The organism is Vibrio sp. STUT-A11 (genome assembly GCF_026000435.1).
Classification (GTDB): domain Bacteria; phylum Pseudomonadota; class Gammaproteobacteria; order Enterobacterales; family Vibrionaceae; genus Vibrio.
This window is the reverse complement of sequence record NZ_AP026763.1, coordinates 2289265-2311209: the sequence shown is the minus strand read 5'-3', so window position 1 is coordinate 2311209 and position 21945 is coordinate 2289265. Positions and strand designations below refer to the sequence as shown.

Here is a 21945-nt window from a genome sequence, read left to right as displayed (position 1 = left end):
ACTATTAGCTCGTTGGTAATAAATTCTGTTTAAAATCATTCAGTAAGTCTTTAACAAACTGAATTCGTTTGCGTCGGTCAGTTAATGGTACGCTAAACTTGAACTTAGTTGGACCTTCCATCGCAAATTTTTGTGGCTGTGATTGCAGGAGTTTAACCAAATACGCTGGATTTATGTCAGCATCAGGGTAAAACTCGACAAATCCGCCTTTATCATGGGCTTCAATCTTTTTCGCTTTCAGACTACCTGCGGCAAATTTCAGTTCTGAGACAGCCAACAGGTTTTTTGTCGCGTCAGGCAAAAGACCAAAGCGGTCAATCAATTCCACTTTTAATTCTGACAATTCATCAGCATTGGTAACGCTCGCGATTCGCTTATACATGGAAAGACGAGTATTTACATCAGGGATGTAATCATCCGGCAACAGCGCAGGAATACGCATTTCCACTTCAGTTTGTTCGCGCAGCAACTCATCGAGTGAAGGCTCTTTCCCTTCCTTCAGCGCTTCAACTGCTTGTTCAAGCATCTCCATATACAGTGTAAAGCCAACCGATTGAATTTGCCCACTTTGTTCATCACCAAGCAGTTCACCGGCGCCGCGAATCTCTAAATCATGGGTGGCGAGTGTAAAGCCTGCGCCAAGATCTTCGAGAGAAGCAATGGCATCGAGACGTTTGATGGCATCTTTGGTCATCGCTTTTGGATGCGGCGTCAGTAAATACGCATAGGCTTGGTGGTGAGAACGACCAACACGACCACGTAACTGGTGCAACTGAGCCAAACCAAGATTATCTGCGCGATCCATGATAATGGTATTCGCGGTTGGAACATCGATGCCTGTCTCGATGATCGTAGTACACACAAGGACATTAAAGCGCTGGTGATAGAAGTCGTTCATGATGCGTTCTAGCTCGCGCTCACGCATTTGGCCATGTGCGACGGTTATACGCGCTTCTGGAATCAGCTTTTGCAGATCTTCGGCGGTTTTTTCGATGGTTTCGACCTGGTTGTGCAGGAAGTAGACCTGACCACCACGCATGATCTCACGCAGTATAGCTTCACGTACCACCGACTCTTCACGCTGGCGCACAAAGGTTTTAATTGCGAGACGACGTGCTGGCGGCGTCGCAATGATGGATAGATCGCGCATTCCACTCATGGCCATATTAAGCGTTCGAGGGATCGGCGTTGCGGTGAGAGTCAGAATGTCGACATCTGCACGCATTGCTTTCACTTTCTCTTTTTGACGCACACCAAAGCGGTGTTCTTCATCGACAATTAACAGACCAAGATCCTTGAAACGGATATCGCTCGACAGCAGTTTATGTGTGCCAACCACGATATCGACTTTGCCTTCTGCGACGTCTTGTAAAATTGCTTTTTGCTCTTTGGCCGATTTAAAGCGCGAGAGCACTTCTACACGGATGGGTAAGTTGGCAAAACGGTCACGGAAGTTTTCAAAGTGTTGCTGGGCAAGCAGGGTGGTTGGAACCAGCACCGCGACTTGTTTGCTGTTGTCTGTCGCGACAAACGCTGCCCTCATCGCCACTTCGGTTTTACCAAAACCAACATCACCACAAACTAAGCGGTCCATGGCTTTCGCTTGGCACATATCGGACATCACGGCATTGATAGCCATTGCCTGGTCGTCGGTCTCTTCGAATGGGAATGTCGCTTTGAAAGTGGCGTATTGGCCGCGGTCGAGGGCAAACTTATAGCCTGGTTTGAGTTCACGTTTGGCGTAAACATCAAGTAACTCTGCTGCCACATCACGCACTTTCTCTGCGGCTTTACGGCGAGCCTTAGCCCATGCTTCGCCGCCGAGTTTATGCAAAGGCGCACTCTCTTCTGCACCACCAGAGTAACGACCAATCAGGTTCAGCGAGGAAACCGGTACGTACAACTTGGCTTCATTTTGATACTCAAGTGTTACGTATTCGGTCTTCATACCTCCTGCTTCGAGAGTCTGCAGGCCGATATAGCGACCGATGCCGTGGTCGATATGAACAACTGGCTGGCCTGGCTTTAGCTCGGCAAGGTGGCGAATAACAGTGTCGCTGTTGACGGTTTTTTTGTCTTTGCGACGGCGTTGAATAACGCGGTCACCAAGCAGGTCACTTTCGCAGATAAGGGCAAAATTCTGCTCATCATGAATAAAGCCATGTTCATTGGCACCCAGAATCAAGCTAAACCTGTCTTTGGAAGCGAGCGCCTGGTAGAAGGATTGGTGAACGACAGGGCGAACTTTAATGCCTTGTAGAAGTTCTGTGAGCGCTTCACGTCGACCTTCTGATTCCACTGAGAAGATGATTTTACCGGTGAACTGCTCACTAAACTGACGCAGGCGAGAAAGTGGCTCTTTATTCTGTTGCTGAACGCCGAGTTCTGCTAATGACTGCACCGCCAGGTTCTGACGACCACCACGCTGGACGATTTTGTCCAGATGCAACTGAGCTTGCGGAAGCTGTTTAAAGTGGCTGAAGAGTTCATCTTTCTTCAACCACAGATCGTGCGGAGCAAGCAGTGGGCGTAATGGATCGATTTTTTTCTGATCGTAACGGTACTCGACGTCAGTTAAGAACGTTTCTACGGCGGCTTCAATATCGCCATAAGTGATCAGTTGCGAGTCTTCTGGCAAGTAATCAAACAGGGTCTCTGTATGTTCAAAGAACAGGGGTTGCCAGTATTCAATCCCTGCCGGCCACGTTCCCTTGGTCACCTGCATGTAAATCGATTCAGGCTCACGACGCGCTTCAAATTGGGTTCGCCAGCGGGTGCGAAACTCTTCAATCGCTTCTTTGGTGGTCGGGAACTCATGAGCGGGAAGCAACTGAATCTGCTGGATGTCTTCAATTGAGCGCTGGTTCTCTGGATCGAATGTGCGGATCGTATCGATCTCATCGTCAAAAAAATCGATACGGTATGGGTCATCGCAACCCATTGGGAAGAGGTCCAAAATAGAGCCGCGGCTTGCGTATTCACCCGGACCAAATACTTGATCAACATGACGATAGCCAGAGTTTTCTAACTGAACGCGCAGCTTTTCAAGTGAAAATTGATCGCCAGTTTTTACCATCAAGGTATGTTGCAGCAAGAAGTCACGTGGAGATTGACGCTGTAACGCGGTACTGACAGGCACAATAGTGATGCCGTTGTGTTGGGTCGGTAACTGGTACAAACGTGCAATCCGGTCCGAAATAATCTCCTGGTGCGGAGAAAAGTTATCGTATGGCAGAGTTTCCCAGTCAGGAAAAAGGCTGACAGGTTGGTCTGTGAACTGCTCTATTTCGGCTTGCAGTTTTAAGGCGATTTGCGGGTCAGGCACAACAAGTAGCGAGTGACTTGTATGCTGTTTCGCCAGTTCTGCAATCGCAAGTGGCAGAGCGGCACCAGGTAAATTACCTAATTGTTTTTTATCGCCACGCTCAGATGGGTTGGTGACGGAAAGTATTGTTGCTTTTGTCATAGGAGTTATTTTTTATCTCGCTCCAGCGAGCGCTGACGTAAAAGTTTTTGTTGTTGATATAAGGCGGCTTTGATCAATAGATCTTGATCGGCGTCTCTGAGCATTTTGTATTTCAGAGTGATAACAAAGCCGTGCTCCGACGAGACACACTCTACGACTTTAGCGTAGCAGTATATCGCTGCAGCCGGGTTGTCGAGGAAGAGTTTCACGCGCACTAACTGCTGCGCGTCTAACGCATTATCTGCATGGTAGCTCAATTGGCTGGCACCAAATTGCGTTGTCTGATATCTGACGGATGCATCATCCTGTTGTGACAGCATAAAGCTTAATAGCAGGTTTAGCTTGGTATTTTGAGTATCGAGCAAGCTGATGACGTGTTTTAGGTCTTTATTTTGCAATTCCAGACGAGCGTTGTCTGCCAGCATATCTAACTGACTGAATTCACTGGCAACAATGAAAGGTGCCGGAATTTCGGCAACAAAGGTTTCTTCATCTGGCAAAGCAAAATCATTACCTAACGCTTCCACGTTGATGGTGAGGTTGTGGTGAACAGTGAAATATTCTTGCTCTGTCATATGGTTGTCCTTTGGCCTTGGAGCGCTCTCGGCTTGTTTCACAAAACAGAGAGTAAGGCACTGATTATCGCTAACTGAATGAAGTTATCAAGTTTACCGGTTTTTCCGCGTGAACTTTTTGCTCTAAATGCAGACTTATTGCATGTCGTTGACAAATTTAGCGATTATCTTGTCTTTTTCATCAGAAGAGTAAGGTAAGATAGCCGACAAAGTTTAGTCTTAATATCAAAACAGCCGGTTGGTTTGTCTTATATGTATCATCCTATCTCATTATTTATCGGTTTGAGGTATCTCCGGGGTCGCTCTGGGGATAGGTTTAGCCGATTTGTTTCTTATATGTCGACTGCAGGCATCACTATCGGCGTGATGGCGTTGGTGACGGTTTTGTCGGTAATGAACGGCTTCGAAGCGCAACTGAAAGAACGCATTCTGGGCGTGTTGCCCCATGCCGTGATTTCTCACAATGATGGCAATACGCCGTTAACTGAAACGGCACCAGAGTTTATCCAAACGATTTCTCAAGTCGCAGAGCCGGAACCTGTCGTGCGTGGCGAAGCCGTCATTCAAAGTGCCGCACAACTGACCGCCGGTTATTTAATCGGTATTGAGCCTAAAAAGGGAGACCCAATCGCGAATCACTTGATTGCAGGTCGACTTTCTGCCTTAGAGGCAGGTGAATACCAGGTCTTTTTGGGTCACAGTCTTGCCCGCTCTTTAAAAGTTTCTATCGGAGACAAAGTTCGCTTGATGGTGACAAATGCCACCCAGTTTACGCCGATTGGCCGTATTCCCAGCCAACGTAATTTTACCGTTGCTGGTATCTTTAATACTGGCTCTGACGTCGACGGGCAGCTTATGATCGTCAATATGACCGATGCGGCCAAGCTGATGCGCTTGCCTATGGATAATGTGTCTGGCTGGCGTGTCTTTTTCTCTGACCCATTTATGGTGACGGATTTCGCTGATAAACCAATGCCAGAAGGTTGGCAGTGGAGTGACTGGCGTGCCCAGCGTGGTGAACTTTTCCAGGCGGTGAAAATGGAAAAGAACATGATGGGTTTGATGTTGGGCCTGATCGTTGGTGTTGCCGCGTTTAATATTATCTCGGCGCTGATCATGGTGGTGATGGAAAAACAAGCCGAAGTCGCCATTCTTAAAACTCAAGGTATGACGCAATCTCAAGTGATGACGATCTTTATGGTCCAGGGCGCCAGCAGTGGTGTGATTGGGGCGATTGTTGGGGGCTTAGCTGGCGTGACGTTATCGCTCAACTTAAATGTGATTCTAGAGGCGGCTGGTGTCGCATTGTTCTCTTTTGGTGGACGCCTGCCTATTTTGATTGATTCATTTCAGATCCTGTTAGTGGTGGTATTGGCAATTGCTCTGAGCCTGGCTGCGACTGTTTATCCTTCTTTCCGAGCATCTTCTGTTAAACCTGCTGAGGCACTTCGCTATGAATAAGCTATTAGAATGTCGTGATATTCGTAAAGTCTACCGAGAAGGCTCGCTAGATACGGAAGTGCTCAAAGGGGTCAGTTTTGATATTGAGACAGGGGAACTGGTTTCTATTGTTGGTTCATCGGGGTCGGGTAAAAGCACTTTGCTGCATATTCTCGGAGCGCTGGATGATGCGACGCACGGCGAGGTGGACTTTTTAGGTCAAAACCTCTCGTCACTCGGTTCAAACAAGCAAGCCGCACTGCGTAATAAGCACCTCGGTTTTGTGTATCAGTTTCATCACTTGTTAGCGGACTTTACGGCATTGGAGAATGTCGCAATGCCGCTCTTGATTGGTGGAACCAAAGCTCCGCAAGCAAAAGCTTCAGCAAAAGCGTTGTTGGAGAAAGTAGGGCTAGGTCACCGTATCGATCATCGTCCGTCAGAGTTATCTGGCGGAGAGCGTCAACGTGTGGCGATTGCTCGTGCATTGGTCAACAAGCCAGACTTGGTGCTGGCCGATGAGCCGACGGGGAACTTGGACCATAATACAGCGCTTTCTATCTATGACTTGATGCGCGAGTTAAACCAAGAATCGAACATCGCCTTTTTGGTGGTGACACACGACATAGAGTTGGCCGCGAAGATGGATCGCCAAATGCACATGCAAGACGGTTTGCTGGTGGATCGTTTGACTCCACAAGCATCTGTGATGGAGGGCTAATTTTGTTTTCATCTTTAGCATTGATGATTGGTGGCCGTTTTAGTCGCGCAAAAAAACGCAACAAAATGGTGTCATTTATCTCTCTATCTTCGACTATTGGTATTGCGGTTGGAGTTGCGGTCATTATCATTGGCCTGTCTGCGATGAATGGTTTCGAGCGGGAATTACAGTCGCGCGTTTTGTCAGTGATTCCACATGGTGAGTTAGAGGGGGTCGATGGCCCACTACAGAACTACACCAAAACCATTAACCAAGCGTTGAAGCACAAAAATGTGGTTGCGGCTGCGCCCTATGTTCGTTTCACTGGGTTGACAGAGAAGGGCAGTAAGCTCAAAGCGGTTGAAGTACGCGGGGTTGAACCTTCATTTGAACAAGCCGTTTCCAATATGTCTGACTTTATCGACCCAAAAGCGTGGCAGAACTTCTACGCGGGTCAGCAGCAGGTGATTTTGGGCCGGGGTGTCGCGACCGAGCTGAATGCCGAAGTTGGTGACTATGTCACGTTAATGATTCCACAAACGGGGACGGGGACTAAAGTTCAGGCACCAAAGCGTGTTCGTGTACAAGTTATCGGTTTCTTGACTTTGAATGGCCAGATTGATCACTCTCTTGCGTTAGTGCCACTAGCGGATGCCCAGCAATATGCCCGGTTAGGCGATGGTGTTACTGGTGTTTCGCTGAAGACAAACGATGTCCTTAACGCACCGGAAATTGTTCGTGAAGTGGGCGGCCTCATCGATGTGTACGTGTATCTTAAAAGTTGGCAGCAGCAGTTTGGGTTTCTTTACCGTGATATTCAGTTAGTACGGACCATTATGTATCTGGTGATGGTGCTGGTGATTGGTGTGGCCTGTTTCAATATTGTCTCGACGTTAATGATGGCGGTTAAAGACCGAGCGGCAGAAATTGCCATTCTAAGAACCATGGGAGCAAAAGATAGTCTGATTAAACGAATATTTGTCTGGCAAGGCGTGTTCTCTGGCGTATTGGGGAGTTTAGTTGGTAGCGTTATTGGCGTTTTAGTCGCTTTAAACCTAACCCCGCTTATTACTGGATTAGAGCATTTAGTTGGGCACCACTTCTTATCGGGTGACATTTATTTTGTTGATTTCTTGCCGTCACAGTTGCACTGGCCAGATGTGGCTCTGGTGTCGATTACGGCGATTGTCCTTAGCTTACTCGCGACTTGGTATCCGGCGTCTCGGGCGGCTAAGTTGAACCCAGCAGCGGTTTTGAGTTCCAAGTAACTTATTTGCAATACCAAATACACAAAAGTTCGCAATATCAACACAAAAGGACCGATTTCGGTCCTTTTGTGTATGTGGTATCAGTTTGTCATACCCGATTAACGTTACGTTGCAGATTAAGCGTTATTTGCCCCTCATCGGATAATCGGAGTGCTGAATTTTTTGCACCGACGATTTATCTTACTTTACGTTTATTCCAGCTACGAGCCACTGAGTAGCGCCACACTCCGCGAATGCCAAAGTAGCCGATGATGGCTGAGACTACGCCGCACATCATGCATCCGAGCACGAAAGGAGGACCGATGGTGTGCATTTGCTGCATGATAAACTCCCACGACAGTTCAAAGTGGAATGGTTGAGGAGGGACATGCATGGCCCATGCGCCTACCTTGTATGCGAAGTAGAACAAAACCGGCATAGTAATCGGGTTGCTGACCCAAACGAGAGCAACAGAGAGAGGTAAGTTGACACCCAATAAAATGGCTAAACCTGCTGCCATGATCATTTGACTAGGAAGCGGTACAAACGCCATAAATAGACCAACAGCAAACGCGCCAGACGCTGAGCGACGATTAAGGCACCAAAGGTTCGGGTTGTATAACACATTGCCGAAGACTTTTAATGCTTTTTGGCGTTTGATCAACTCGTGATCAGGCATGAAGCGTTTTATCAGCTTTCTAGGCATAGGACTGCATGACTCTCTCAGAAAAAAGTTGGACCTTGGTGTTATTTGTAGCAAGCGTTATATCGTCGGCATGGTGGCCGACAATGCCAGATTGGCGCTGGTTACTGCTGGGAATAATTACCACTGGTTCAATAATTAAATTACGTCGTGGCTTAATCAGCATAGGCGTAATTTGGGGCTTAATGGTAGTCATCATCCACGGCAATGTTTTGGAGTATCAGCGACAAGCCCTTTTTAATGTAGGGGAGAATAGTACCATAATTGGCAAAGTTGACAGCTCTTTTAATCAAATAAGTCATGGATATGAAGGTATCGTGACGATAAAACAAGTTAATGATCAACGTCTGCTACCTTTTCTTAAACCTAAAGTCCGTTTTATCACCTACTTTGCTATACCCGTTAACAGTGAGTTTACGACGACGGCGCTGGTAAAACCCATTATTGGACTACGTAATGAAGCGGGATTCGACGCTGAAAAGCAGGCAATGGGAAAAGGTATTTTAGCCAGAGCCATTGTGTCTGGTGATGCCCATTGGATCATTCGAACCAGCAGCTCTGTGCGTCAGAAGATAGTTAGTCGGGTAACGGAGGATATATCCGAGCTGGACCACTTTCCATTGATTAGCGCATTGGTTTTTGCTGATCGCAACTGGCTTTCTGACGATGATTGGCAAGGGCTGAGAGACAGTGGGTTATTGCATCTTGTCTCTATTTCTGGGTTGCATATCGGAATGGCTTTTAGTTTTGGGTTATTGCTCGGTGGAAGTGTTCGTTTCGCTTTGCCACGTTATCAAGCAATGCCTTCCATTATGGGGTTAGCTGTTGCTTTATGTTATGCCTGGCTTGCCGATTTCTCTCTACCAACTACTCGCGCTGCTTCAGTTTGTGTGATTTATGTCGTTTTAAAAATTTCTCTGGTTCACTGGAGTACCTGGAGAGTGCTATTACTCGCAGTTGCTTTTCAGCTGTTTATCCAACCTTTTGCTTCTTTTAGTATGAGTTTCTGGCTCTCGTACCTCTCTGTTGGCGCGGTGCTCTTAGTCATCAACCTTGTGCGGCTCAATAGCAGCACTTGGCTGGGAAAACTGCGAACCTTGTTTATTACTCAGATCGCCTTGAGCTTGTTCGTGCTCCCTATAAGTGGCTATTTCTTCTCGGGCGTAAGCCTATTAGCAATCGCGTATAACTTTATCTTTATTCCATGGTTTGGGTTTGTTGTTGTTCCTCTGATATTCATCGCGCTATCAGTTTCTTTATTGGTACCCGCATTATCGGAGTTTGTCTGGCAATGGATGGATCTTTCTTTGTGGCCATTAAGTGAATCTCTTCAGTTTGCCCTTGGTTCGTGGCAGCCACTGTCGATAGATCTCATGTGGATGTTTTCTCTTTTGTGTGCGTGCTTGGTTCTGAAGCGGTTTTTGTTATGGCAGGGCTGGCTGCTACTTGTTGTCATTACCATCATTGTCACCGGATTGACTGGGCGAAAAAGTGCAAGTTGGCGCATTGACGTGCTCGATGTCGGTCATGGTTTAGCTGTGATGATTGAAAAAGATGGAAGAGTTCTGCTCTACGACACAGGTAAATCTTGGCCGGGTGGTAGCATGGCGGAGCAGGTGATTGTTCCAATACTTCATAGCAGGGGATTCGAGTTGGTGGATAGCATTATTCTCAGCCATTGGGACAATGACCATGCGGGAGGCCGAAGTGTGATTGAGACGGAGTTCTCTCCAACTAATATGCGCAGCAGTCAACATTTTGATGGTTATCAACCCTGTGTGAATGGTGATAACTGGGAGTGGCAACAACTCGATATCGAGGTGCTTTGGCCACCTAAAATTGTCACACGAGCGTACAACCCTCACTCGTGTGTTTTTAGACTCAGAGACCCGGACTCTGATTTTTCTATGCTTTTTACAGGCGATATTGAGTCTATCAGTGAGTGGATACTTCTCCGGGATCCTGAAAAGCTGCGCAGTGATGTGATGCTCGTACCACACCACGGCAGTAAAACTTCCTCGAACCCGCGCTTTATTAATGCTGTCGACCCGATCTTAGCGATAGCGTCACTGGCGAAAAATAATCAGTGGGGAATGCCTGCGGAGACGGTAGTGACATCTTACCGCAATGCGGGTGCTTTATGGCTTGATACCGGGGATAGCGGGCAAATAACGATTCGGGTGAAGAAAGATAAGTGGGATTTTGAAAAGAAACGTAGTGATACATTTGAACCATGGTATAGGCAGATGGTGCGTAAGGGGGTAGAATACGAGTCTTAATGTAAGAAAATAAAGCACTTCTATGTCGATAAATACTGATGAAACGACCTGGCAAACGTTTAAGCGTCTATGGTTATATATTCGCCTTTATAAAGCAGGTCTTATCGTTGCTATCATTGCATTAGTTATTAATGCTGTCTCAGATACCTATATGATCTCCTTACTCAAACCTTTGCTCGATGAAGGTTTTGGCAGCGCAGACTCCGATTTCCTACGTACACTGCCATTGATCATTTTCGTCATGATGTTTATTCGTGGTACCAGTGGTTTTGTCTCCACATATTGCTTGAGTTGGGTTTCTGGCAACGTAGTCATGCAGATTCGTCGTATGGTTTTTAACCACTTCATGCATATGCCAGTGTCTTACTTTGATAAAGAAAAGACCGGGAACCTGCTGTCTCGTATCACTTATGATTCAGAACAGGTCTCTGCTGCTACCAGCCGAGCGCTGGTGAGCATTGTGCGCGAAGGGGCAAGTATTATTGGTTTGCTGGTACTGATGTTTTACAACAGCTGGCAGCTTTCATTGGTTCTTTTTGCGGTGGCACCTGTTGTTGCTTGGGGGATTGGCGTTGTCTCCAAACGCTTTAGAAAAATCTCCAAAAACATGCAGACCATGATGGGTAATGTGACAGCTTCAGCAGAACAAATGCTGAAGGGACACAAAGTGGTACTGAGCTATGGCGGTCAGGATATCGAACGTCAACGCTTCGAAAAAGTCAGCAACCAGATGCGTCAGCAAAGCATGAAACTGGTGACTGCTCAGGCGGCGGCGAACCCTATCATCCAGATGATTGCTTCTGTCGCTATTGTAGCGGTCCTGTATCTGGCGAGTATTGACTCAATTAAAGAGCAACTAACTCCGGGTACTTTCACGGTCGTATTCTCTGCGATGTTTGGTCTGATGCGCCCGCTTAAAGCACTGACTAACGTGACCTCTCAGTTCCAACGCGGTATGGCAGCCAGCCAAACCTTATTTGCTCTTATCGATCTTGAACCTGAGAAGAATGAAGGTAAGCACAAAGTTGATCGCGCAAACGGTGATATCTGTGTGAAAGATGTCACCTTCAGTTATGAGGGCGCGGAGAAGCCAGCACTTGAACATGTTAGCTTTGATATTCCTCGCGGTAAGACGGTCGCTCTGGTGGGGCGCTCGGGGTCTGGTAAGAGTACCATCGCAAACTTGTTCAATCGTTTTTACGATGTGGACAGTGGTGCGATTGAGCTTGATGGCCACGATATCCGTGAATACGAGCTGAGAAACCTGCGTGAGCAATTCGCTTTGGTTTCGCAGAATGTCCACTTGTTTAACGATACGATCGCGAACAATATTGCCTACGCTACCGAAGATAACTTCCAGCGCAGTGATATTGAGAAAGCCGCTGAACTTGCGCATGCGATGGAGTTTGTCAGCAAAATGGACAACGGCCTCGATACGATGATTGGCGAGAATGGCGCGAGCCTTTCTGGTGGCCAGCGCCAGCGAATTGCTATTGCTCGTGCGTTATTGCGTGATGCGCCAGTATTGATTTTGGATGAAGCAACGTCGGCATTGGATACCGAATCTGAGCGCGCTATTCAGGCTGCTTTAGATGAGCTGCAAAAAGATAAGACCGTGCTGGTGATTGCTCACCGACTCTCGACGATTGAAAAAGCCGATGAAATTTTGGTTGTCGATGACGGTGCGATTGTCGAGCGTGGCACCCATGCTGATCTGATTGCAAAAGATGGCGCGTATGCTCAATTGCACCGAATCCAGTTTGGCGGTTAAGTTGTGATTGAAAAAATCTGGTTTGAAAACCACCCGCTCAAAACTCTCCTGTGGCCGCTTTTGTGGCCACTGAGTTTGTTGTTTGGTGCAATCAGTCAGTTGAAGCGCAAACAGTATCTGAAGGGTAACAAGCAGGCGTATCAATCTCCTGTGCCAGTTGTCGTTGTGGGAAATATCACCGCTGGTGGGAATGGCAAAACCCCGGTTGTGGTCTGGCTAGTGGAGCAATTACAACATCTTGGCTATAAACCTGGCGTTGTTTCTCGTGGCTATGGTGCCAAAGCCCCCCAATATCCACTTGTTTTAGATGCGGACACTCCGGCGAAATACTGCGGTGATGAGCCCAAACTTATTTATAATCGCACAGGTGCACCCGTTGCAGTTGACCCGGTGCGAGCGAATGCGGTTAAAGCGTTGTTGGACACAGGTGTTGATATCGTGATTACGGATGATGGTCTTCAACATTACGCATTGGCGAGAGACATTGAGTTGGTGATCGTTGACGGCAATCGACGCTTTGGTAATGAAAGCCTGATACCTTTAGGACCTTTGCGAGAAAAGGTCGAAAGACTGAATGAAGTGGACTTCGTGATCACGAATGGCGGTCAGGCTCACCAAGGTGAAATTGCGATGTCACTGGCACCGGAGAAGGCGATTAACCTGAAGACGAAACAGCAAGTTGAAGTCTCAGAGTTAAACGACCTGGTGGCGTTTGCAGGTATTGGACACCCTCCGCGCTTTTTTAATACCTTGAGTGACATGAATGCTGACGTCAAAGTCACCAAAGGGTTTGCAGACCATCAAGACTTTGACCAGCAAGAATTAGAGACATTGGCTCAGCAAGGAGCGAATGTGATCATGACAGAGAAAGACGCCGTTAAGTGTCGTGAATACGCGCAAAATAATTGGTGGTATCTGCCTGTATCTGCGCAGTTTGAAACTAGCGATGCAGAGCGAATTTTAAATAGAATAAAAGAGGTTAAAGCGACTTATGGATCACCGTCTGCTTGAGATTGTAGCTTGCCCTGTGTGCAAAGGTAAGCTGACGTACGATAAAGATAATCAAGAGTTGATCTGCAAATTGGATCGTCTTGCTTATCCGATTAAAGAGGGTATTCCTGTTCTGCTTGAACCGGAAGCGAGAACCATGAGCATGGACGAGGGGCGTTAATGTCTTTTACTGTCGTTATTCCTGCTCGCTACTCCTCAAGTCGCTTACCGGGCAAGCCATTGGCTGATATTGGTGGTAAACCTATGGTTCAGTGGGTTTACGAACAAGCCATGCAAGCCGGTGCTGAAGATGTCATCATTGCAACCGATGATGAGCGTGTTTCTGCAGCAGTAGAGCAGTTTGGTGGAAAAGTCTGCATGACGTCACCAAACCATGAGTCAGGCACTGAACGTTTGGCTGAAGTGGTTGAGAAAATGGCGATTCCTGCTGATCACATTATTGTTAATGTGCAAGGTGATGAGCCATTAATCCCACCATCAATCATTCGTCAGGTTGCCGATAATCTCGCAGCTTGTGATGCTCCAATGGCAACGTTGGCCGTTGAAATTGACTCGGAAGATGAAGTCTTCAACCCAAATGCAGTCAAAGTGGTGGCAGACTCACGTAGTTATGCCATGTACTTTAGCCGGGCAACGATTCCATGGGATCGTGACAATTTTGCCAAGCAAGATAAAACCATTGCTAATTCTTTGATGCGCCATATTGGTATTTATGCTTACCGTGCAGGTTTCATTAATACTTACATCAACTGGGCACCAAGTGCGCTCGAGCAAATTGAATGCCTTGAGCAGCTTCGCGTACTTTGGTATGGCGAGAAAATTCATGTTGCCGTCGCCAAGGAAGCACCAGCAGCAGGCGTTGATACTCAAGAAGACTTAGACACCGTAAGAGCGATAGTTGCTAACGAAGCGAAGTAACCTCTACAGATTCAGTGAAATAAAAAGGCTCCAATCTTGGAGCCTTTTACTTTTGGGGTATTTAATCAGGGATGGGTTAAATATTGTTGTCATATTGATTACGTTTAGGGCATGTCGCCAGCGTCTCCCTATGACCCGTATCTTTCACTTCTTGCAGAACTACATCGAAGCCCCAAATACGATAAACGTGCTTTAGTACTTCTTCATAACTGTCATCCAGCGGGATGCGATTGTGAGGAACGTATTGGAGCGTGAGTGAACGGTCACCACGAACATCAACATTAAACACCTGAATATTTGGCTCCAGGTTGGATAGGTTATATTGCGCCGCGAGCTTCTCTCTTATGCTCTTATAACCGCTCTCATCATGAATCGCTGATATTTCGATGAAGTTTTTATGGTCATCATCTTTGATAGCGAACAGTTTAAAGTCACGTATCAATTTAGGTGACAGGTATTGGCTGATAAAACTTTCATCTTTGAAGTTATGCATTGCAAAGTGCACTGCGTCTAGCCAGTCGGTTCCGGCTAAATCTGGGAACCATTCCTTATCTTCATCGGTTGGCTCTTCACAGATACGTTTGATGTCGCGGAACATGGCAAATCCGAGCGCATAAGGGTTAATGCCACTAAAGTAAGGGCTGTTATACGCTGGCTGTGCCACCACGCTTGTGTGGCTGTGTAAGAACTCTAGGATGAACTTTTCAGACACCAAACCTTCATCGTAAAGATGGTTAAGAATGGTGTAATGCCAGAACGTTGCCCAACCTTCGTTCATTACCTGAGTTTGCTTTTGTGGGTAGAAGTATTGGCTTATTTTACGCACAATACGGATAACTTCGCGCTGCCATGGCTCGAGTAGCGGTGCATGTTTCTCAAAGAAGTACAGTAAGTTTTCCTGTGGTTCACTTGGGAAGCGCTCTACCATATCCTCTTCTTTGGTTTTCGCTCTAGGTACCGTGCGCCATAGGTCATTGATTTGTGATTGCAGGTAAGCTTCGCGCTCTTCCTGGCGTGCTTTTTCTTCTGTGATTGAGATTTTTTCTGGTCGTTTGTAACGATCAACACCAAAGTTCATCAGTGCATGGCAAGAGTCGAGAAGTTTTTCAACCTCCAGAACGCCATAGCGCTCCTCACACTCTGCCAGGTATTTTTTCGCGAACAACAAGTAGTCAATGATAGAACTTGCGTCTGTCCACGTCTGGAAAAGATAGTTACCTTTAAAGAACGAGTTGTGGCCGTAACAGGCGTGCGCCATGACGAGTGCCTGCATAGTCACGGTGTTCTCTTCCATGAGGTAAGCGATACAAGGGTTGGAATTAATGACTATCTCATAAGCTAACCCCATTTGGCCGTGTTTGTAGTTTTGCTCCGTTTGAATGAACTTCTTACCGAACGACCAATGGTTATAATTTATCGGCATACCAATACTTGAGTAAGCATCCATCATTTGTTCTGACGTGATGACCTCAATTTGGTTTGGGTAAGTGTCGAGGCGATAATGCTCAGCGACACGTTTTATCTCTTTATGGTATCGCTCCAGCAGCTCAAAGGTCCAATCGGGACCGTCTGGTAGCATTTTGCTACTGCGCTTTTTTGGAGCTTCACCGGAGAGGTTTTTCGTTGCGGTACTCATCGCTAGCCTCCTTACGCCGTTTCTTTGTGGAATAGTTCACGGAAGACAGGGAAGATATCCTCCACAGCGCGAATATTCTTCATCGCAAAGTTCGGGAACTCTTCAGTGAGTTTTTCATACTCATGCCACAAAGTTTGGTGAGAACGACGTGTGATCTCAATATATGAGTAGTACTGACAGTTAGGCAGTAACTTATTCACTAATAAGTCACGACATCTCGGTGAGTCATCCGCCCAGTTATCACCATCGGATGCTTGCGCGGCATAAATGTTCCACTGTCCAATTGGGTAACGAGCCTTGATTATCTCATCCATGAGTTTTAGAGCACTGGATACAATAGTACCACCGGTTTCCTGAGAGTAGAAAAACTCATGCTCGTCCACTTCTTTTGCCTGAGTGTGGTGACGAATAAACACCACTTCCACGTTTTCATAAGTACGAGTTAAGAACAGATAAAGCAGGACGTAGAATCGTTTAGCAATATCTTTGGTTGCTTGATCCATCGAGCCAGATACGTCCATTAAGCAGAACATCACCGCTTGGCTAGATGGAACTGGGCGTTTCTCGTAGTTTTTGAAACGTAAATCGAATGTGTCGATAAATGGAACACTGTCGATTTTTTTACGCAGTTCGGTAATCTCCTTCTTCAAACGGCTCTCTTCAAACGGTTGAGCTGGCTCCATATTCTTAATGCGTGCGAGCTCATCCTCAAGCTCTTTGAGGAGACGTTTTTTACCTGCTGTCATGGCCGTTCTTCGGGCCAGAGATTGTTGGAGTGAACGTACAATTGCGATATTGGAGGGAATACCGGCGGTCTGGAAACCTGCTCGGTGTGTTTTCCACTCGGTGATTTTCGCGATTTGGTTTTTCTCTAAATTCGGTAACTCCAGATCTTCGAACAGAATATCAAGATACTCGTCTTTCGAAATTTGGAACACAAATTCATCTTGACCTTCGCCATCTGGACTTGCATTACCTTCTCCAGAGCCGCTACCTTGCCCTCCGGACTTTGGCCGCTCGATTTTGTCACCAGTAATGAACTGATCATTACCAGGGTGCACGCGTTCACGTAACCCACCTTGTCCCTGATGAAAAATCGGCTCTGTGATGTCTTTGTGCGGTATAGATACGTCTTCGCCCGTTTCCGTATTCGTGATCGAGCGTCGATTCACTGCGTCTGCTACCGACTCCTTGATTTGCTCTTTATGGCGCTTCAAGAAGCGCTGTCTGTTAACAGCGCTCTTGTTCTTGCCATTGAGCCTTCGGTCTATAAATTGCGCCATGAAATAGCCCTCTTCATGTTTCACACAAGCGACCTAACTCAATAACTGGTTAGGATGACTTACGTACTCGTAGGTACCACTCAGAAAGTAGGCGAACCTGTTTCTCGGTATAGCCTTTTTCCATCATGCGAGCGACAAAGTCGTCATGCTTCCTCTGATCCTCAGAAGAGGTTTTCGCATTAAATGAGATAACCGGAAGAAGTTCCTCAGTGTTAGAGAACATTTTCTTCTCGATAACTGTGCGCAGTTTTTCGTAGCTGGTCCAAACTGGGTTCTGACCATTGTTAGTGGCTTTCGCACGAAGCACAAAGTTGACGATTTCGTTTCGGAAATCTTTAGGGTTAGAAATACCCGCTGTTTTCTCGATCTTCTCTAACTCTAAGTTTAGCGAAGCGCGGTCAAATAGCTGGCCAGTCTCTGGATCGCGGTACTCTTGATCCTGAATCCAGAAGTCCGCATAGGTCACGTAACGGTCAAAGATGTTTTGACCATATTCAGAGTAAGACTCTAGATAGGCGGTTTGAATTTCTTTGCCAATAAACTCGACGTAGCGAGGTACGAGGTATCCTTTCAAAAACTCAAGATATTTTTCTGCCGTTTCTGTCGGGAACTGTTCACGTTCAACTTGCTGTTCAATCACGTAGAACAGATGAACCGGGTTCGCGGCGACTTCAGTCTGGTCGAAGTTAAATACGCGCGACAAGATCTTAAACGCGAAACGAGTCGATAGACCGCTCATGCCTTCATCCACACCTGCGTAGTCACGATATTCCTGATAGCTTTTTGCCTTCGGATCGGTGTCTTTCAGGGTTTCACCGTCGTATACGCGCATTTTCGAGAAGATGGACGAGTTTTCAGGCTCTTTCAAGCGTGAAAGAATACTGAATTGTGCCAGCGTTTCTAACGTACTTGGTGAGCATGGTGCTTGTGACAGTTCACTGTTTTCGAGAAGTTTTTGGTAAATTTTCACTTCTTCAGAAACGCGTAAACAGTAAGGTACTTTAACAATGTAAACACGGTCGAGGAACGCTTCATTGTTTTTATTGTTACGGAACGTTTGCCATTCTGACTCATTCGAGTGAGCAAGAATCATACCATCAAACGGAATCGCAGACAGGCCTTCGGTACCGTTAAAGTTGCCTTCCTGAGTCGCTGTTAGTAGCGGGTGAAGTACTTTAATCGGTGCTTTGAACATCTCAACGAACTCCATTAAGCCTTGGTTCGCTTTACACAGCGCGCCGGAATAGCTGTACGCATCCGGGTCATCTTGAGAGTAATGTTCAAGTTTACGAATATCCACTTTACCGACCAGTGATGAAATGTCTTGGTTGTTTTCATCACCCGGCTCCGTTTTCGCCACCCCGATTTGGTCGAGGATAGAAGGACGGACTTTCACAACTTTAAATTTGGTAATGTCACCGCCAAATTCATGCAGACGTTTGGCCGCCCAAGGCGACATGATTGAGCGTAGGTAACGCTGTTCAATACCGTATTCTTTTTTCAGAATTTCGCCATCTTCGGAAGCTTTAAATAGGCAGAATGGATGGTCATTGACCGGGCTGCGTTGACCGTTTGCGGTTAGAACATAAATTGGCATTTGTTCCATCAGCGCTTTCAGTTTCTCTGCAAGTGATGATTTACCACCACCAACCGGACCGAGTAAGTAAAGAATCTGTTTACGTTCTTCCAAACCTTGCGCGGCATGTTTTAGGTACGAAACAATTTGTTCTATCGCATCTTCCATGCCATAGAAATCTTTAAATGTTGAATAACGCGAGATGACGCGATTTGAGAAGATCCGGCTTAACCTTGGATCTTTGGCTGTGTCGATTACTTCTGGCTCACCGATGGCCATCAACAGGCGTTCTGCTGCATTAGCGTAGGCACTTTTGTCATCCTTGCACAGGGCTAGAAACTCCTGTAACGACATCTCTTCATCTTTGGAAGCTTCATATCTGGATTGATAGTGGTCGAAAATACTCATGTCGTTTTCCCCTTTAATAGTCAGTCTACCGACGAACGTTGATGAAGGCTTACCCACCTGTTGTTATGCTCTTGGTTGTCTCACTGTATACGTACTGACCTCTGATTTGGTTTGTACAGGGCGTAAGTTATTCGACACCAAAGACTTTGCTTTAAGTACAGATTTATCATCACAACGGTGAGCGGTGGATTTGAATAATTCAATCACAGCCTTTCTCTATTTAAGCCTAGTCGGGGATTTGCAATTTTGCTTAACAATTATGAATTTATTGTAAAAGTGGCATATTTATCACTGTTACATAAATGATAGGATTGTGTGGAGTGTTCAGCATTGATAAATCAAATATTTGGCATCTGGTGGCCAATGTTAGTGATTCATCGTTGGACTGGATAAAAGATTGGGGAAATAGATCTGACGTATAAAAGACAGTTTGTGTCAGGGAGAATAAAAAGGAGAGCCGCAGCTCTCCTATTCAATGATTTGTATAACTAGGCACTAAAGATTTGTGCCAGTTCGTTCGAACATAGATGGTATTGACGAGGGCAGTTACGCCATGTTTGCAGCATACGACGGTATTTGTCTAGCATTGGCATTTGGCTGTTGAAATGATGGTCTGCTTTGTCAAATTGTGGGTAAAGTCCTTCAGAGTCAATTAAAAAGCGTACGTAATGTACTTGTTGAGCTTCCGAAGCGATATCGAACCCCAAGAACTGTAGGCGACGTTGGTCGACTTTGTTTTTCTCGTCATTGTCGAGCAGATTGTTAGACTCTTGCATCGCGTGATACATCTCCATAATGTCGATGATTTCGCGACATTCTGCTTCTGTAATACGGCCAAAGTCTTTGTTTAACTCGCACATTTGTAGTTCATAACCACGCTCGACGATAGTCTGTAAGCGTTTGTATTTCGCCGCATTACTTGGATCGAGTTGAGACATTAGGTTGTACTGGTTTGATAGAATCAAACGTTGAGCGTTTGACATTTCCATGATGACCTCACTAAATAATCTAATACATTTTTAATGTGCTTAGGTTAACGCTTCAGACAAGAGTGAAACATGATCTCAACACATGTTTAATATGAAAAAATGACAACAAATTCGCAATTTATCTAGCTTTCAGGACCATATCTATCCAGCGGGGGCTATTTTTTGTGATAGTGGTTGTATATGTAATCTCTATCAGAGAAGACCCTTAACCATTCAGGTTTAAATACAGTCAGAACTGCAAGCGACATCCCATTGAGTAAACCCTCGGGAAAAGCGAGGAGAGGGACAAAAATGAAGTAGTTGTGCTGAATTGTTTCCCAATCGTAATGACCTACAGACAAGTGGTAGAAAGAATTGATCAGTAAATGCAAGCTGCCAGTAATGGCCCCGTTGAAGAAACCCGCAACAAAAATAAACACAAAAATATTGCGTGGTAAATAGTGGTAACTGATCAGGAATACAAAGTAACTGATCAGAATAGGTAACAGGGCGGAAAGTACTAATGAACTTGGTAGCAAGATAAGCGAAGCACCTTGTATCCAGTGATTAACAATCATAGCAGGAATACTGAGCAAAAACGCCATTCGCCACCCATACATCATGGTCAAGGTCGTTAACGCGAGAAAGTGTATTTTCAGCCCATCCTTCACGCCTGCTTGAGCAGACCACAAAATACTTAGCAGAAAAAGAGTAGCAAAAACAATGTGCTGGAATGACTTCTCTTGCTCCAGCTTTGGCCAAACTACCTTTTTCCAATCAGGTATGCAAAAAGCAATAACCACCCATGCGATTACTATCAATGCTCCCAAGTTAAACCAATCCATGAGTATTTCCTACAGCGACGTTTTGTTGCTTCTACGTTAAATAATTGAGTAGCGCGCTATTTTACACATACGAGTAATTGAAATAAGATCCGACGCCACGAAATAAAAAAATACCAGCAAAAAGCTGGCATTTCTTATAGTGGGTAAGCTGTCTGACTTAGTATTTTACATTTGGGTGGTACTGAGAAAGAATCGACTGTATTTCATCCATCGTCTCTTTAGGCGGCGGATTGACGCCTTCAAGAGGATACTCTAAACCAAGCGCCTCCCATTTATGTGCCCCCAGCTTGTGGTAAGGAAGCAGCTCCACTTTCTCGATGTTGTCCATATCTTTGATAAACTCACCCAGCATGTGTGCCGCTTCTGGATCATCTGTATAACCAGGAACCACAACATAGCGAATCCAGGTTGTTTGGCCGATCTTGTTTAGATAGCGGGCAAAATCCAGCGTTCTTTTGTTCGATACACCGACTAAATCCTGATGAATTTCATCTTTCATGTGTTTGATGTCTAACATCACGAGATCAGTGGAGTCGAGTACTTCGTCAATCACATCAGTATGCTTACGAATATAACCGTTAGTATCCAGGCAGGTATGAATACCCTCGGCTTTCGCCGCTCGGAAAAAGTCACGAACAAACTCAGGTTGAAGCATAGCCTCACCGCCTGAACAAGTGATACCACCGCCAGACGCGTTCATGAAATGGCGGTATGATTTCGCCTCCGCAATGATTTCTTCTACGGTAACTTCTTTACCGTCATGTGTATCCCAAGTATCGCGGTTATGACAATACTTACAACGCATCAAACAACCTTGCAAGAAGACGATAAAACGAATACCAGGTCCATCTACGGTACCACATGACTCAAACGAGTGAATACGACCAGTTGCTGACATCTTTTGCTCTCATGACTTATATAAGAATGCTGTTATTTTATTACAAAAAGCAGGGTTAAAACAGTCTTGTAGTAAGAGTAGGGGTGGTATTAGGAGTAATCAATGGGTCAATGAGTCGTTTATTGAACAGTTCAGCAGTTTATTTAAAAGGAGGTAAAGGCTCAATATAGTCCCATACCCAAAACGTCGGTTTGAGACACTTTATACTCTGGAGTTTTCAC

17 protein-coding genes are annotated in these 21945 nt (G+C 45.9%); 8 read left to right on the top strand and 9 right to left on the bottom strand.

The features are described 5' to 3' along the window. Positions 1-4 precede the first annotated feature (4 nt). A complete protein-coding gene (gene mfd, locus OO774_RS10810; RefSeq protein WP_264902377.1) occupies positions 5-3466 on the bottom strand; it encodes a transcription-repair coupling factor in 3462 nt (1153 codons plus the stop codon). Positions 3467-3471: 5 nt separating this feature from the next. Next, positions 3472-4041: a PilZ domain-containing protein gene (locus OO774_RS10805; RefSeq protein ID WP_264902375.1), complete on the bottom strand. Its 570-nt coding sequence runs from the start codon at positions 4039-4041 to the stop codon at positions 3472-3474. A gap of 252 nt (positions 4042-4293) precedes the next feature. On the opposite strand from OO774_RS10805, the gene lolC reads away from it, so the two are divergent. Genes lolC through lolE form a run of 3 tightly spaced genes read left to right on the top strand, consistent with a single transcriptional unit; the run spans position 4294 to position 7449 of the window. Next, on the top strand, positions 4294-5502 hold the full coding sequence (gene lolC / locus OO774_RS10800) for a lipoprotein-releasing ABC transporter permease subunit LolC (RefSeq protein ID WP_264902373.1): 1209 nt from the start codon (positions 4294-4296) through the stop codon (positions 5500-5502). After that, positions 5495-6202: a lipoprotein-releasing ABC transporter ATP-binding protein LolD gene (gene lolD / locus OO774_RS10795; protein WP_264902371.1), complete on the top strand. Its 708-nt coding sequence runs from the start codon at positions 5495-5497 to the stop codon at positions 6200-6202. Before lolC ends, lolD begins: the two co-directional genes overlap by 8 nt. Before the next feature lie 2 nt (positions 6203-6204). Beyond that, a complete protein-coding gene (gene lolE / locus OO774_RS10790) occupies positions 6205-7449 on the top strand; it encodes a lipoprotein-releasing ABC transporter permease subunit LolE (RefSeq protein ID WP_264902369.1) in 1245 nt (414 codons plus the stop codon). 175 nt (positions 7450-7624) lie between these two features. Here lolE and OO774_RS10785 read toward each other — a convergent pair whose 3' ends face one another. Next, on the bottom strand, positions 7625-8134 hold the full coding sequence (locus OO774_RS10785) for a DUF2062 domain-containing protein (protein WP_264902367.1): 510 nt from the start codon (positions 8132-8134) through the stop codon (positions 7625-7627). A gap of 8 nt (positions 8135-8142) precedes the next feature. On the opposite strand from OO774_RS10785, the gene OO774_RS10780 reads away from it, so the two are divergent. Genes OO774_RS10780 through kdsB form a run of 5 tightly spaced genes read left to right on the top strand, consistent with a single transcriptional unit; the run spans position 8143 to position 14110 of the window. Then, a complete protein-coding gene (locus OO774_RS10780) occupies positions 8143-10410 on the top strand; it encodes a DNA internalization-related competence protein ComEC/Rec2 (protein WP_264902366.1) in 2268 nt (755 codons plus the stop codon). A 22-nt stretch (positions 10411-10432) separates the two neighbouring features. Then, the gene (msbA, locus tag OO774_RS10775) at positions 10433-12181 is read left to right on the top strand and encodes a lipid A ABC transporter ATP-binding protein/permease MsbA (RefSeq protein ID WP_264902365.1); all 1749 of its coding nucleotides are present in this window, start codon (positions 10433-10435) and stop codon (positions 12179-12181) included. Between the two features lie 3 nt (positions 12182-12184). Next, the gene (lpxK, locus tag OO774_RS10770) at positions 12185-13192 is read left to right on the top strand and encodes a tetraacyldisaccharide 4'-kinase (RefSeq protein WP_264902363.1); all 1008 of its coding nucleotides are present in this window, start codon (positions 12185-12187) and stop codon (positions 13190-13192) included. Beyond that, a complete protein-coding gene (locus OO774_RS10765; protein WP_005378451.1) occupies positions 13173-13352 on the top strand; it encodes a Trm112 family protein in 180 nt (59 codons plus the stop codon). Before lpxK ends, OO774_RS10765 begins: the two co-directional genes overlap by 20 nt. After that, positions 13352-14110 (top strand): 3-deoxy-manno-octulosonate cytidylyltransferase, encoded by a 759-nt coding sequence (kdsB, locus tag OO774_RS10760; RefSeq protein ID WP_264902332.1) that lies wholly within the window; start codon positions 13352-13354, stop codon positions 14108-14110. The genes OO774_RS10765 and kdsB overlap by 1 nt, the downstream gene beginning before the upstream one ends. A gap of 76 nt (positions 14111-14186) precedes the next feature. Here kdsB and OO774_RS10755 read toward each other — a convergent pair whose 3' ends face one another. The 6 genes from OO774_RS10755 to pflA form a co-directional block, all read right to left on the bottom strand. Next, on the bottom strand, positions 14187-15746 hold the full coding sequence (locus OO774_RS10755) for a SpoVR family protein (protein ID WP_264902330.1): 1560 nt from the start codon (positions 15744-15746) through the stop codon (positions 14187-14189). A gap of 11 nt (positions 15747-15757) precedes the next feature. Beyond that, entirely contained in the window at positions 15758-17029 is a 1272-nt protein-coding gene (locus tag OO774_RS10750) for a YeaH/YhbH family protein (RefSeq protein ID WP_264902329.1), read from the bottom strand. A gap of 49 nt (positions 17030-17078) precedes the next feature. Further along, positions 17079-19013, bottom strand: a complete 1935-nt coding sequence (locus OO774_RS10745; protein WP_264902328.1) for a PrkA family serine protein kinase — start codon at positions 19011-19013, stop codon at positions 17079-17081. A gap of 488 nt (positions 19014-19501) precedes the next feature. Then, positions 19502-20002: a YfbU family protein gene (locus OO774_RS10740; protein ID WP_264902326.1), complete on the bottom strand. Its 501-nt coding sequence runs from the start codon at positions 20000-20002 to the stop codon at positions 19502-19504. Positions 20003-20157: 155 nt separating this feature from the next. After that, positions 20158-20826, bottom strand: a complete 669-nt coding sequence (locus OO774_RS10735) for an energy-coupling factor ABC transporter permease (RefSeq protein ID WP_264902324.1) — start codon at positions 20824-20826, stop codon at positions 20158-20160. 157 nt (positions 20827-20983) lie between these two features. After that, the gene (gene pflA / locus OO774_RS10730) at positions 20984-21724 is read right to left on the bottom strand and encodes a pyruvate formate lyase 1-activating protein (RefSeq protein WP_264902322.1); all 741 of its coding nucleotides are present in this window, start codon (positions 21722-21724) and stop codon (positions 20984-20986) included. Between the last annotated feature and the right edge of the window lie 221 nt (positions 21725-21945).

Bases quoted from the DNA above. Each gene is read 5' to 3' on its own strand.
- mfd (WP_264902377.1), bottom strand. From the start codon at position 3,466: ATGACAAAAGCAACAATACTTTCCGTCACCAACCCATCTGAGCGTGGC.
- OO774_RS10805 (WP_264902375.1), bottom strand. From the start codon at position 4,041: ATGACAGAGCAAGAATATTTCACTGTTCACCACAACCTCACCATCAAC.
- lolC (WP_264902373.1), top strand. From the start codon at position 4,294: ATGTATCATCCTATCTCATTATTTATCGGTTTGAGGTATCTCCGGGGT.
- lolD (WP_264902371.1), top strand. From the start codon at position 5,495: ATGAATAAGCTATTAGAATGTCGTGATATTCGTAAAGTCTACCGAGAA.
- OO774_RS10785 (WP_264902367.1), bottom strand. From the start codon at position 8,134: ATGCCTAGAAAGCTGATAAAACGCTTCATGCCTGATCACGAGTTGATC.
- OO774_RS10780 (WP_264902366.1), top strand. From the start codon at position 8,143: ATGACTCTCTCAGAAAAAAGTTGGACCTTGGTGTTATTTGTAGCAAGC.
- msbA (WP_264902365.1), top strand. From the start codon at position 10,433: ATGTCGATAAATACTGATGAAACGACCTGGCAAACGTTTAAGCGTCTA.
- OO774_RS10765 (WP_005378451.1), top strand. From the start codon at position 13,173: ATGGATCACCGTCTGCTTGAGATTGTAGCTTGCCCTGTGTGCAAAGGT.
- kdsB (WP_264902332.1), top strand. From the start codon at position 13,352: ATGTCTTTTACTGTCGTTATTCCTGCTCGCTACTCCTCAAGTCGCTTA.
- OO774_RS10755 (WP_264902330.1), bottom strand. From the start codon at position 15,746: ATGAGTACCGCAACGAAAAACCTCTCCGGTGAAGCTCCAAAAAAGCGC.
- OO774_RS10750 (WP_264902329.1), bottom strand. From the start codon at position 17,029: ATGGCGCAATTTATAGACCGAAGGCTCAATGGCAAGAACAAGAGCGCT.
- OO774_RS10745 (WP_264902328.1), bottom strand. From the start codon at position 19,013: ATGAGTATTTTCGACCACTATCAATCCAGATATGAAGCTTCCAAAGAT.
- OO774_RS10740 (WP_264902326.1), bottom strand. From the start codon at position 20,002: ATGGAAATGTCAAACGCTCAACGTTTGATTCTATCAAACCAGTACAAC.
- OO774_RS10735 (WP_264902324.1), bottom strand. From the start codon at position 20,826: ATGGATTGGTTTAACTTGGGAGCATTGATAGTAATCGCATGGGTGGTT.
- pflA (WP_264902322.1), bottom strand. From the start codon at position 21,724: ATGTCAGCAACTGGTCGTATTCACTCGTTTGAGTCATGTGGTACCGTA.